Raw genomic sequence first — 12687 nt, forward strand, 5'->3', positions numbered from 1 at the left:
TAAACAGGAGGACGTATGAATATTCAAATTACTGGCAAAAATATTGAGTTGACAGATGCCATTAGAAATTATGTGGAGAAAAAGGTTTCTAAAGTTAAAAAGTATTTTGATCAAGTGCTAGATGTTCAGGTTATACTGGATGTACAAAAAAATGTTCATCTTGCAGAGATTTTGGTCAATGCAAAGGGGGTATTCCTAAAAGGTCTCGAAAAGTCTGAGGATCTATATGCTTCTATTGATTTAGCTGTGGATAAGATAGATAGACAGCTTGTAAAATACAAGGAGAAACTCAAGGCAAAGAAATTGATGGAAAAGGAGTTTGAAAAACCTTTAAAGTTAAACATCTATGAACATTCGAGCATGGAGACGGATAGACCCCAGATAATAGTGAGCAAACAGATACCAGTAAAACCTATGGATGTGGAAGAGGCGGTTATGCAGATGGATCTTTTGAATAAGAATTTCTTCGTTTTTAGAAATGCTTCATCTGGTGAGGTTAATGTGGTGTACAGAAGAGATGATAATAATATCGGATTGATAGAACCTTAAAAGATAATGGAAAATCTTTTTGTACAACATGACAGAGTGCTAATTCTAAAAGGTATAAAAGACAAAGAACAATTGATAAATGAATTGGTCTTTCATTGTATAAAGATAGGGATTTTAGATGATTCTAAAAAGGCTGTTGAAGGTATATTAAAAAGGGAAGCGTTGGGTAGTACAGGTATTGGCGATGGGGTAGCCATACCCCACGCCAAGCTACAATCTGTAAATGGGGTAAATGTTGTTTTTGCTTTTTTACCTGATGGAGTGGACTTTGATTCTCTGGATTCCAAACCGGTTAGATATGTTTTTCTTATTTTTAGTAATGAAAAGGAGACAGCTTTACATCTTAAAACCCTTGCATCGATTGCAAAACTGATTAAGAACACCGATTTTACATCCAAAATTGATGAGCAGTCCACTGTAAGGCAGATTGAAGAGATATTGATCAAACTATGGAGCAGCATAGTGTGAAAAGGTTAGCAGTTAGTGAACTTTTGTCAGAAGAGATAAGCGATCTAAAGTTAAAGCTCGTTTATGGTAAGGAGTTTATCAGGGATCGCTTTATCTCAAATTTTAGGATTCAAAAACCTGGTCTTGCTTTAGCTGGGTATACTGACCATATCCATCCGGAAAGGGTACAGATCTTAGGTAATACTGAAATATCCTTTGTAAATACCCTGACACCAGAGCAGAGGCTTAAGGCTTTTGATGATTTTTGTAGTAAAAAGATCTGTTGTGTTGTGGTGACTAAGAACTTAAAGATTCCAAAGGAACTTGTCTTTTGTGCTAAAAAATACGAAGTCCCTCTTTTTAGAACAGAACTACTCAGTTCCAAGGTAATAACAGAGATCATGAACTTTCTTGAAGACAAATTAGCCCCTGAATCTGTAATACATGGTGTGCTTGTGGATGTGTACGGTGTGGGTGTTGTTATACTGGGTAGAAGCGGTATCGGTAAAAGTGAATGTGCCCTTGAGCTTGTAAAACGGGGACATCGCTTAGTTGCTGATGATGCAATCCATATCAAAAAAAGACAGGATATTCTTATAGGAACTAGTAACGATCTTTTAACATACAACATAGAGTTGAGGGGGCTTGGCATACTTAATATTAAAGACATGTTTGGTGTAAGCTCCATTAGGTTACGGAAGAGGATAGAGATTGTGATCAGTTTTGTAGACTGGAATAATGAGGATGATTACGATAGAACTGGTTTGAATAAAAATACATATGAGATAATGGGTATTCAACTTCCCCATCTTATTCTTCCTGTTTCACCCGGTAGGAATATGGCGGTTATCATAGAGGCTGCTGCACGGAATCATCTATTAAAGCTCATGGGTTATGATGCTGCCCTTGAGTTTCAGGATAAGCTTATGAAAAAAATGGAAGAGAATCGTAAACACGAGATAAATAAGATGATGATGAATCAAGGGGTGGAGTAGTGAAAAACACTCATCTTTTGATACTAACAGGCTACTCCGGTGCAGGTAAGTCTACAGCTTCGAAGGCTCTGGAGGATCTCGGGTATTATACTATTGATAATATGCCCTTGCAGCTGGTAGAGAAATTTGTCCAGGTTGTGTTTGATTATAATTCTGAGATTCAGAAGATAGCTTTTGTCCTTGATGCAAGAACAAAGGATATTCCAAAAACGGTGGAGTTGATTAGGTTGTTAAAATCCAGGTACGATGCTGAGGTAGTCTTTTTGGATGCAACAGAAGATGTTCTTATAAGAAGGTACAAAGAGACGAGGAGAAGGCATCCTTTGGGGGAGAATATCGTTGATGCTATCAGGCTGGAAATGGAACAGATGGAAGAGCTAAAAGAGGTTGCTGATCTTATTATTGATACATCATCTCTTACTGTTCATGATCTCACAAAAGCCATAGAGGAGAAATACAAAGCCCCAGATGCATCCCTAATGACGATTACCATACAGTCTTTTGGCTTTAAGTATGGTATACCCCAAGACTCAGATATTGTTTTGGATGTGAGGTTTCTAAATAACCCACATTTTGTAGAAGAGTTAAGGGGAAAGACAGGTCTTGATAAGGAGGTATACCAGTATGTTTTTAATGATGAAAGAAGCATAAAATTTCTTAAGAGACTTAAATCGTTACTTGTTTTTCTTATACCGAATTATATAAAAGAGGGGAAAAAGTTTCTTACGCTTTCTATAGGTTGTACGGGGGGTAAGCATAGATCTGTGGCTATTGCCCAGTTTATAGGTGAGTATCTAATTAGTAAATATAAAAATAGAGTTTTTATAAAACATAGAGATATAGAAAGGGGTTAGTGATGATTGCTGTTGTGTTGCTCACTCATAGTAGCTTAGGACTCGAACTGTTGAAAACATCAGAAATGATAATAGGCAAACAGGATATGGTAGAGGTACTATCCATACATAGTGGGACCACCTTAAGTAGTCTTGTGGAACGATTAGATATACTTGTAGAAAAATACAAGCACACAGGTTTGATAATAGTTACTGACATGTTTGGCGGTAGTCCATCAAACATCGCTATGGCTTATCTTGTTCACGAAAATGTGGAGGTGATCACTGGGGTTAATCTCCCCATGCTTATAAAGATCTTTTCAGATAGAAAACATTTGGAAACAGCCCAAGAAGTATGCAAAGCAGCTGCTCAAACCGCCAAAGAAAGCATTATCATTGCAGGGGATATAATTAGAAAATGAGAAAAAACAGAATATTTCGTGTTGATGATAGGTTGGTTCATGGTCAGGTGATAGAAGGCTGGATAAAGTACTACAAGATAAATAATGTCATCATAGTGAACGAAAGGGTTGCTTCCGATCCTATACAGCAGATTATCTATAGAAGTGTTGTTCCAAAAGGTGTAAGTATCTATATAGTAAAGCCCAAAGATTTTTTAAAAGAGTTTGATAGATTTAGGGATGAGGAGTTTTTGGTGTTATTTGAGTCTGTTTTGGATATGATGGACTTTGCCGATGTTATCGATGATTCTATAGAGGTAAACATTGGTTGTATAGCCAATAGGCCGCATAAGTACCAGATATCTGATACAGTGTTTTTAGATCTTATCGAGATCAAAATGTTGTGCTCCCTGAGGGAAAGGCATGAGGTCAGTATCAGAAAATTACCTTGGGAAACATCTATAGAGATTATGAATTTTAACAAATTGTTAGATGGTAATCTATGACGTGGGAGCTTTTTCTAATAGCTTTTTTTGCCTCCATCGATAGACAGGCAGGCTTACATATAATGTTGTCCCGACCATTTGTAATCTCCATCTTAGTAGGGCTTGTAACATCCAATCTGCAGTTGACCTTCTATGTGGGGATTATGTTGGAGATATTTGGTTTGATAGATGTGCAGGTTGGTACCAGAATACCAAGGGAGGATACATTTGTAGCTTATGTCATGTCGGTTTTGGTGGGGTTGGGTCATATTGTGTCTGTTGCCAAATTTTTGCTGATATTGATCGTTGTTTTGCTCCTTATGTATGCTGCGAATTATACGGAAGAATTGGTGAGAAAAATAAACAGATACCTTCTTCTAAAAAAGGGTGCAAATGTTGGATCCATATTCTCCGGAGTAGCTTTATCTGGCTTAAAAGGTATAATAGTTTACCCTTTAGGGGTTTATCTGTGTGTATTTATCTTAGATTATCTAAAGGGTATGTTTGGATATGGTTTTAATATAAAAGTGTATATAGTCTTTTTATCCATTCTTTTAAGTGGCTATCTGTTGAGATTTTTATCTTTTAGATCTGTTTATAAATATGTAGTTTTTGTCGTAGGGTTGGTTTTAGGATGGGTAATAGGATAAATAGGTTAGCTTTGGTTTTGAGAAGTCTTTTCTATACCGGCAATTTCAATATAGAGAATATGCAGGGTACAGGTTTTAAGTGGCTGGTGGAGTATATAAATAAAAAGACAGACAAAAGGGTGGGGAAAAATGTATTAGAAAAAGAGGGGGAGTATTTCAACACTCATCCCTTTTTTATAACGTTTATACTTGGTGTTTGGTTTAGAGAGGTAAATACAGAGGAAGGCCCAGATTACTGGAAAAAAGTCTATTCTTCAGCTTTTGCAGCTGTAGGGGATAGCTTTTTCTGGTATAGTTATAAGGTTTTATGTTTTGTGATTGCTGCTATTGTGGGCTTATATAATCCTATTATTGGGGTTATTTTGTATTTATTAGTTTTTAACGGATTGCATTTTTATATGCTGTTTCAAGGGTATGGTATTGGTTATAAGTATGGGAAGAATCTTATAAATTGGTTTAATATGTTTAAGATAAACCAATGGGGGCAGATGGCTGATTTGATGTCTGTATTTTTATTGGGGGTTTTGCTATCCCTTTTGATCAAGACAAATAGTTTTATTAGCTATTGGCACTATTTTTTAGCTACAGTACTACTTTTGCTGGGGCTGTTTCTTGGGAAGGTGTTGAATGTTGTGATAAGTTTTGTGATAACCATATTTGGTTTTGGTTTTTTACTTCTCTTCAGGGGGTTATAATGGAAGAGTTACATGCAGAATTGGAGATAATCAATGCTTTGGGGCTACATGCCAGAGCAGCAGCTTTATTTGTAAAAGTTGCTTCTAAGTATAAATCAGAGGTCAAGGTGTCGAAAAACGGTTTAACTGCGAATGGTAAGAGTATCATGGGTGTTATGATGCTTGCGGCACCAAAGGGGAGTAAAATCATGCTTACTGTAAAGGGTACAGATGCAAGGGAGGCTTTAGAGGAGCTTTCTGAGCTTGTGAGAAATAAATTTGGTGAAATGGAATGAACAGGTTTAAGGGGATTCCGGCTTCTGAAGGTATTGCTATCGGTAAGGCGTTTGTATATGATCTTAGCAAACCTAAAATAGTAAAAAAGCTGATTCCCACAAGTAAAATAGCTGAGGAGATAGAAAAGTTTAGATCAGCGATAAATAAGACGGAGGAGTATGTCAATTACACAAAAGAGCTTTCCTTGGCCAATATGGAGTCTGATTACTCATTCATCTTTGACATATATCTCCTTTTTTTAAAGGATAGTATGTTGGTGGATGAGACGATAAAGCTCATACGAGATAATTTGTATACAGCGGAATATGCATTAGTAAAAGTTTCCGAAAGTATCATGGCATCGTTTGAAGAATCAGATGATGAGTACTTAAAGGAGAGAAAAAACGATATAGAACATATAACTAACAAATTGCTAACCTTTATGATGGGGGATATTCTTGCCCCAGACAGGTTAGAGGAAGGTTCCGTTGTTATAGCCCATGATCTGTCCCCTTCCCAATTGGTTCAATTTATACATATGGGGATTAATGGTTTTGCTACAGACATGGGTAGCAAGGTAACCCATACTTCTATTATTGCAAGAGCTGTAAATCTACCATCTGTAGTTGGTTTAAGTAATATCTCAAAAAGGGTGGAAACGGGTGATCTGGTAATAATCGATGCTTTTGAAGGGTATGTGATTGTAAATCCAACAGATGCAGAGATAAATCGGTATAAAGGTATTAAAGAGAGGTATCTTAAATATGTTGATGGTTTGAAATGTGATTTTTTACCTGATAAAATAAAGACCAAAGATGGTGTTGGGATAAAGATATTGCTGAATATTGAAATAAACGAAGAGATAAACCCTAAGATTGTAGAAATCACAGGTGGTATAGGCCTTTACAGAACTGAGTTCATATATTTGACAAAAGGGGATGTAAAAGAGGATGAGCAGTTTGAGATTTTAAAGCAAGCTGTTGTGGCGGCAAAGGGCAGACCTGTTGTAATTAGAACGTTTGATTTGGGTGGTGAAAAGCTTAGTTCCCTTTTACCACACCCAGAAGAGGTCAATCCTGCACTGGGACTGAGGGCTATTAGGTATTCCCTTAGATTTAAAGATTTCTTTAGAAAACAGTTAAGGGCTATTATAAGAGCCTCTGCTTTTGGCAATGTATCCATTATGTTTCCGATGGTGAGTACATTGGGGGAGATCATTGAGGCCAAAGAGATTATGGAAGCTGTTAAGACTGAATTGATTCAAGAGGGTTTCGTGGTGGGGGACATAAAAGTTGGGATAATGGTGGAGCTGCCTTCAGCTGCGCTTATGGCAGATGAGCTGGCAAAACATGTGGATTTTTTTAGTGTAGGAACAAATGATCTTACACAATATACATTAGGAGTAGATAGGAACAATGAGTATGTGGCCGATCTTTTCGATCCCATTCATCCGTCGATTCTCTATTTGCTGGAAAGAATTATACAGTCCGCTGAGAGGGAGGGTATAGAGGCAACTATATGTGGGGAAATGGCTGGGGACCCTCTGTTTATCCCAGTCTTGTTGGGGCTGGGGTACAGGAGTCTTAGTATGAGTCCTACCAATGTATTAAAGGTGATATATGTAATAAATCACCTGAATATAGCTGATTGTAAAGAGCTGGTGAAAAGATTACGTAGCTTCTATATGAGAGGTGAACATTATAAGCTTCTTAAAGAGTTTGCTACAGAACATTTTAAGGGGGTCTATTTCAATGATTAGATATGTTGTAAAGTTTATCCATGTTATTTTAGTATTTATTTTGTTTACCCAGATAGCACTTTCAGAGATTCTTAATGGGAAGGTAGTGGGTGTCTCTGATGGGGATACGATTACGGTCCTTTTGCAGGGGAATAAGCCTGTAAAGGTCAGATTAGCACAAATAGATGCCCCTGAAAAAAATCAAGATTTCGGCCAAAAATCCAAACAGTCTTTATCTGATATGATCTACATGAAGGATGTAACTGTCAAAGTATGGGATCAGGATAGGTATGGTAGAGTTGTTGGTCAGGTTTTTTTAAATGGTATCGATATAAATCTCGAACAGATCAAAAAGGGTATGGCTTGGGTTTATACTAAATATGCCAAAGACCCAAAGTACTTTGAGGAGATGGAGATAGCCAAAAGTAAAAAGTTAGGTCTATGGTCTATGAAAAACCCAATACCTCCATGGGAATTCAGAAAGGAGAAAAAAAATAAACCCTAAGAGTATGTTAGTTCTCTTAGGGTGATAGTTGGCTTTAGAAACGCTAATTTAAAGACCAAGAACATCAAACATACTGTACTTACCCTTGGGCTTATTGTGCAACCATTTTGCTGCAGCTACTGCCCCTTTTGCAAAAGTGTCTCTCGTGTGGGCTTTGTGGGTTATTTCAATCCTTTCTCCATTACCACAGAAGATCACGGTGTGCTCTCCCACTATATCACCTGCTCTGATTGTTTGTATACCAATCTCCTTATCAGTTCTCTCGCCTATAAGTCCTTTTCTGGCATAAACTAAGTCTTTGTCCATATCTCTACCTAGGGCATTAACTATTGTTTCGGCCATTTTCATCGCAGTGCCACTTGGTGCATCTTTTTTCATTCTGTGGTGGGCTTCTATTATTTCGATGTCGTATCTATCGCCGACGGTCTTTGCAACCAACTCAAGTACTTTTAAAGTAAGATTCACACCGAGGCTTGTGTTTGCGGCTAAGATAAAGGGGACGGTATCAGATAACCTATCTATAGACTTTACCTGATCACTGTTAAAGCCGGTGCTACCTATAAGAATCGGTTTTTGTGCTTTTAAATAGCTGTTTAGATTGTGAAATGTAGCTTCGGCGCCAGTAAAATCGATAATAACATCCGATACTGCTGCGCCATCTAAGATATTGGAGCTGATTTTTACCCCCAATTCACCACAGCCTGCGATAAGTCCAGCATCCTGTCCAAGAAGTGGGCACTTTTCATGTTCGATGGCAGCAGAAAGGGTTGTTTCCGGATCCTCGTTGATAAAATGGATGATACGTCTTCCCATTTTCCCTGCAGCACCCACCATCATTATTTTAATCTGAGACATATTTTTACCTCACCAATTTGATATTTAGATCTATTAGGATTTTTCTTAATTTCTCTGTACCTTCTGGTGTCATCTCCACAAGGGGTAGTCTAATATCATTTTCTATGATGCCCATTAGATATAAGGCTTTTTTAACAGGGATTGGATTTGTTTCTAAAAAGATACCTTTGAATAATGGGAATAGTTTTAAGTGAAGTCTTTTTGCCTCCTCTATTTTACCATTAAGCCAACATTCAACCATTGTGGAGACCTCTTTGGGGGCTATGTTAGAGGCTACAGAGATGACACCCTTACCACCCAAAGCCATCATAGGTATTGTCATAGAATCATCACCAGAGAGTACATCAAAATTCGCATCTACTCCTGCAATGATTTCAGATACCTGGTCAAGGGATCCGCTGGCTTCTTTGACGGCTACGATGTTGTTGATTTTGGAAAGTTTAATAACTGTTTCTGGTAACATATTTACAGCTGTTCTACCTGGTACATTATAAAGTACTAATGGTATATCTACAGCTTCCGCAACAGCTTTGTAGTGTTCGTAAAGACCTTTTTGTGTCGGCTTGTTATAGTAAGGGGTTACCACAAGGGCAGCTTCACAACCCACTTTTTTGGCAAACTCTGTTAGATATATTGTTTCATGGGTACTGTTTGAGCCTGTACCAGCTATCACGGGAACCCTCTTCTTAGCTTGATCTACGACTATTTCGATTACTTTCATATGTTCTTCGTAGGATAGTGTTGCCGCTTCACCAGTTGTTCCACATGGGACTAAACCTGAGATACCGTTTTCGATCTGGAACTCAACAAGGTTCCTCAATTTCTCTTCATCTACCATTCCATCCTTCATTGGTGTTACTAAAGCTGTAATAGCTCCTTTAAACATAGGTCCTCCAAAAGATTTTATTGTTTAGTATTTATAGGATTCCTCATGAATAACCCCTTTGTAGATTACCCTTGCTTCACCCTCAAGGAAAAGGGTTTCGTTTTCTAAATGTATGGTTAGTTGCATGCCACCACTTGTTATTAGATTAACGGGTGATGGAGTAACCTTTTTTTTGTAAAGTATGTAGGCAGCAGCAGCTGAGCCTGTTCCACATGCTAAGGTCTCATCCTCTACCCCTCTTTCATAGGTTCTGATCTTTATCTTATTGTCAGGAAGTATCTTGATGAAGTTTACATTTGTACCTTTGGGGGAGAAATTCTCATGAAATCTAAGTAATCGACCATATTTTTTTACGTCAAAATCATTCAGATCATCTACTTGAATTACTATGTGGGGTACACCTGTATTAACATAGGAGTAGAAAAAGTCCCGATTCTCAATGGATATCGTTTTATCTAAAATCAAGTCTTGGGGCCTTGTAAGTTTTACCTTAACATTATAGCCGGTGGTTATTTCGGCTTCAATGATACCAGCAAGAGATTCAAACCTTATTTCTTTCCCTGTAATACCATTGAGGTAGCAAAATCTTGCGGCACATCTTGCACCATTACCGCACATTTCAGCGTTGGAACCATCAGAATTATAAAAATCCCATTTAAAATCAACTATTTCAGATGGCTCAATAAAGATGACACCATCCGCTCCTATGGATAGGGATCTTTTACATATTTTACCAATAGTATCCCTGATGTTTGATTTATCTATTGAAAGGGATCTATTATCTATGATTATAAAGTCATTGCCGCTACCACTCATTTTCCAAAAACTAACACCGTTCATAGGGTACCTCTGCGTTTTTTTTATAATATTTCACTTTTTTAACTTTATCAATAGAAAGATTTTTTATTTTTGTTGTTGAATAAAACAAATCCTTTGACAATTTTGAATATTTGAATATATATAAAACAATAAAAACAGGAGTGTATTAATGGGGAAAGTGATTAAGTTTTTGCTGGGTGTGTTTGTTTTGCTGTATGTTGTTGGGTGTAATCAATTTGGGGATACGGATGTGTCCGGATTGCCTGAATTAAAGGATGTGGGTGTTTCAGAATATGAACAGATTTTAAAAGAACATAAGGGTAAGGTCATACTGGTGAACTTTTTTGCCTCATGGTGTCCACCTTGTAAGGCTGAAACTCCTGATTTTGTTGCTACCTATGAGAAGCTGAAGGATAAAAATTTTGTTATAATAGGTTTTTCCATCGATGATGATATTAACAAGGCGAGGAGATTTGTAGCTGATTATAAAATAACTTACCCTGTATATCACGCAAAAAGGGAACTTGAGCAGAAGATGGGTGTATCCAGTATCCCAACAAATATTTTTTATACTAAAGATGGTGCTTTATATCAGGCAATGGTGGGTGCTATATCTGCTGAGATGCTGATGAAAATGTATGAGTCATTGAAGTAAAATAAAGTGGGCTTAGAGCCCACTTTATTTTTTAGTGGGTGTAAAGCTTCCCATTTCGTTTATAATTGGAAAACCTTTTTTAATCCACTCGTCCATGCCTCCGCTCATATAATATACATTTTTATATCCCATTTTCTTTAAAGAAACTCCTGCTAAAGCTGCTCTTTGTCCAGTTTTGCATATTACTATAATTTTGTCTTCATATTTTAAGGAGCCTGTTCTAGATAATGTAGGCTCTAATACACCTCTACTTATATAAAGAAAGTTTTCAAATTCTATCCAACCGTTAACGTACTCAGATCTTTCTCTAACGTCAAGTAATGTGTAGTTTTCTTTTTTGTCAATAATCTCTTTTACTTGCTCTGGAGTTAATTTAATGAGTTGAGTTTCAGCTTCTGCAACCATTTTTCTCCAAACGTTCATATCTGGCTTGTCAGAAGCTGAAGATATAATAGCAAAAATTAGAACCATTAATGCTGTTAAAACTTTCTTCATATATCCTCCTTATTTTTTAGAATGTGTCAATAAATTATATTAAATCAAAAATTAAAGTCAATATTTTTAAATAAATTTTATTATATTGTTACAATAAATTCTTGACATATCTTAAATGTGTGCTAATGTTATATCCATCTAATAAAATCGATAAATTCCTTTGGGGTTAATTAGCTAAAGGTTATTTAATCTTTTGGATTAAATCATAAAAATCGTAATGAAATTAAAATGTGTTAGAGGTGCTTAGTGAATTTAGATGAGTTAAAGAAAAAGTCTGTTGAAGAATTATTATCTATTGCAGAGAGTATCAATCTTGAAAATGCTCCCAACATGCTTAGGCAAGAATTGATTTTTGAGATATTAAAAGCTACAAGCCAGAGGAATGGACAAATTTATGGTCAGGGCGTGTTGGAGATATTGCCGGATGGCTTTGGTTTTCTAAGATCACCTGATTACAACTATTTACCTGGTCCAGATGATATCTATGTTTCTCCTGCTCAGGTTAGGAAGTTTGGGTTAAGGAATGGGGATACTATTTCAGGTGAGATCAGACCTCCGAGGGATAACGAAAAGTATTTTGCCCTTTTAAGAATAGAATCGATAAACTTTGATGAAGTCAAGTTTCATAGACCTCTGTTTGAAAATTTGACGCCACTTTTCCCTGATGAAAGGATAGATTTGGAAGCGTTTCCTACCCATTACGATACAAGGATAATGAACTTGATTGCTCCAGTTGGTAAGGGGCAGAGGGGTCTGATCGTCGCACCTCCAAAAACAGGTAAGACGATGTTACTTAAATCTATTGCAAATAGTATTACAAAGAATCATCCCGAGATCTATATGATTATACTACTCATAGATGAAAGGCCTGAAGAAGTTACCGATATGCAACGATCTGTGAAGGCTGAGGTCATTAGCTCTACTTTTGATGAGCCAGCTTATAGGCATGTTCAGGTGGCAGAGATGGTATTAAATAAGGCAAAACGGTTAGTGGAGCATAAAAGGGATGTCTGTATATTGCTGGACAGTATTACAAGATTGGCAAGGGCTTACAACTCTATAGAACCATCCAGTGGTAAAGTGTTATCTGGTGGTGTCGATTCCAATGCCCTTCACAAACCGAAAAGATTTTTTGGTGCTGCAAGAAATATAGAAGAGGGAGGGAGCCTTACTATTATAGCGACTGCTTTGATAGACACTGGTTCCAGAATGGATGAGGTAATTTTTGAAGAGTTTAAGGGAACAGGCAATATGGAGCTACATCTTGACAGGAAGCTTGTGGAAAAAAGGATCTTCCCTGCTATAGATATTAACAAATCTGGCACGAGACGGGAGGAGTTGTTGCTTAAAAAGGATGAGATTAACAAGGTATGGATTTTAAGAAGATTCCTAAGCGGTATGAACTCTGTGGATGCTATGGAGTT

Annotated in this window: 17 protein-coding genes; 13 read left to right on the forward strand and 4 right to left on the reverse strand. The window is 37.1% G+C overall.

Going from position 1 to position 12687, the window contains the following annotated elements; translation table 11 throughout:
• Positions 1–15: 15 nt before the first annotated feature.
• The 11 genes from raiA to N3C60_08585 are packed head-to-tail and all read left to right on the forward strand — an operon-like array spanning position 16 to position 7553.
• Positions 16–549 carry a ribosome-associated translation inhibitor RaiA gene (gene raiA / locus N3C60_08535; GenBank protein MCX8084950.1) on the forward strand — a complete coding sequence of 178 codons (534 nt, stop codon included), beginning with the start codon at positions 16–18 and terminating at the stop codon, positions 547–549.
• A gap of 6 nt (positions 550–555) precedes the next feature.
• Positions 556–1017, forward strand: a complete 462-nt coding sequence (locus tag N3C60_08540; protein ID MCX8084951.1) for a PTS sugar transporter subunit IIA — start codon at positions 556–558, stop codon at positions 1015–1017.
• The gene (gene hprK / locus N3C60_08545; protein MCX8084952.1) at positions 1014–1991 is read left to right on the forward strand and encodes an HPr(Ser) kinase/phosphatase; all 978 of its coding nucleotides are present in this window, start codon (positions 1014–1016) and stop codon (positions 1989–1991) included. The genes N3C60_08540 and hprK overlap by 4 nt, the downstream gene beginning before the upstream one ends.
• Positions 1991–2845, forward strand: a complete 855-nt coding sequence (rapZ, locus tag N3C60_08550) for an RNase adapter RapZ (protein ID MCX8084953.1) — start codon at positions 1991–1993, stop codon at positions 2843–2845. Before hprK ends, rapZ begins: the two co-directional genes overlap by 1 nt.
• Positions 2846–2847: 2 nt before the next feature.
• Complete coding sequence (locus N3C60_08555; protein ID MCX8084954.1) at positions 2848–3246, forward strand: PTS galactitol transporter subunit IIBC; 399 nt, start codon at positions 2848–2850, stop codon at positions 3244–3246.
• A complete protein-coding gene (locus tag N3C60_08560; protein ID MCX8084955.1) occupies positions 3243–3731 on the forward strand; it encodes a PTS sugar transporter subunit IIB in 489 nt (162 codons plus the stop codon). The genes N3C60_08555 and N3C60_08560 overlap by 4 nt, the downstream gene beginning before the upstream one ends.
• The gene (locus N3C60_08565) at positions 3728–4360 is read left to right on the forward strand and encodes a PTS sugar transporter subunit IIC (protein ID MCX8084956.1); all 633 of its coding nucleotides are present in this window, start codon (positions 3728–3730) and stop codon (positions 4358–4360) included. Before N3C60_08560 ends, N3C60_08565 begins: the two co-directional genes overlap by 4 nt.
• A complete protein-coding gene (locus N3C60_08570; protein ID MCX8084957.1) occupies positions 4345–5055 on the forward strand; it encodes a PTS system mannose/fructose/sorbose family transporter subunit IID in 711 nt (236 codons plus the stop codon). Before N3C60_08565 ends, N3C60_08570 begins: the two co-directional genes overlap by 16 nt.
• The gene (locus tag N3C60_08575; protein ID MCX8084958.1) at positions 5055–5330 is read left to right on the forward strand and encodes an HPr family phosphocarrier protein; all 276 of its coding nucleotides are present in this window, start codon (positions 5055–5057) and stop codon (positions 5328–5330) included. Before N3C60_08570 ends, N3C60_08575 begins: the two co-directional genes overlap by 1 nt.
• Positions 5327–7069 (forward strand): phosphoenolpyruvate--protein phosphotransferase, encoded by a 1743-nt coding sequence (gene ptsP, locus N3C60_08580; protein MCX8084959.1) that lies wholly within the window; start codon positions 5327–5329, stop codon positions 7067–7069. Before N3C60_08575 ends, ptsP begins: the two co-directional genes overlap by 4 nt.
• Positions 7062–7553 (forward strand): thermonuclease family protein, encoded by a 492-nt coding sequence (locus N3C60_08585; protein MCX8084960.1) that lies wholly within the window; start codon positions 7062–7064, stop codon positions 7551–7553. Before ptsP ends, N3C60_08585 begins: the two co-directional genes overlap by 8 nt.
• Positions 7554–7601: 48 nt before the next feature.
• Here the strand turns inward: N3C60_08585 and dapB are convergent, their stop codons facing one another.
• Genes dapB through dapF form a run of 3 tightly spaced genes read right to left on the reverse strand, consistent with a single transcriptional unit; the run spans position 7602 to position 10134 of the window.
• Positions 7602–8408 carry a 4-hydroxy-tetrahydrodipicolinate reductase gene (gene dapB / locus N3C60_08590; GenBank protein MCX8084961.1) on the reverse strand — a complete coding sequence of 269 codons (807 nt, stop codon included), beginning with the start codon at positions 8406–8408 and terminating at the stop codon, positions 7602–7604.
• A 4-nt stretch (positions 8409–8412) separates the two neighbouring features.
• Positions 8413–9294 carry a 4-hydroxy-tetrahydrodipicolinate synthase gene (dapA, locus tag N3C60_08595; GenBank protein MCX8084962.1) on the reverse strand — a complete coding sequence of 294 codons (882 nt, stop codon included), beginning with the start codon at positions 9292–9294 and terminating at the stop codon, positions 8413–8415.
• A 24-nt stretch (positions 9295–9318) separates the two neighbouring features.
• Entirely contained in the window at positions 9319–10134 is an 816-nt protein-coding gene (gene dapF, locus N3C60_08600; protein MCX8084963.1) for a diaminopimelate epimerase, read from the reverse strand.
• A 148-nt stretch (positions 10135–10282) separates the two neighbouring features.
• On the opposite strand from dapF, the gene N3C60_08605 reads away from it, so the two are divergent.
• Positions 10283–10768 carry a TlpA family protein disulfide reductase gene (locus N3C60_08605; protein ID MCX8084964.1) on the forward strand — a complete coding sequence of 162 codons (486 nt, stop codon included), beginning with the start codon at positions 10283–10285 and terminating at the stop codon, positions 10766–10768.
• 24 nt (positions 10769–10792) lie between these two features.
• Here the strand turns inward: N3C60_08605 and N3C60_08610 are convergent, their stop codons facing one another.
• A complete protein-coding gene (locus N3C60_08610; GenBank protein ID MCX8084965.1) occupies positions 10793–11263 on the reverse strand; it encodes a rhodanese-like domain-containing protein in 471 nt (156 codons plus the stop codon).
• Positions 11264–11509: 246 nt separating this feature from the next.
• On the opposite strand from N3C60_08610, the gene rho reads away from it, so the two are divergent.
• On the forward strand, positions 11510–12687 hold a 1178-nt coding region (gene rho / locus N3C60_08615), incomplete at its 3' end, for a transcription termination factor Rho (GenBank protein MCX8084966.1).

Origin of the sequence: Calditerrivibrio sp., assembly GCA_026415135.1 — a bacterium.
In the GTDB taxonomy this organism is placed as follows: Bacteria; Chrysiogenota; Deferribacteres; order Deferribacterales; family Calditerrivibrionaceae; genus Calditerrivibrio.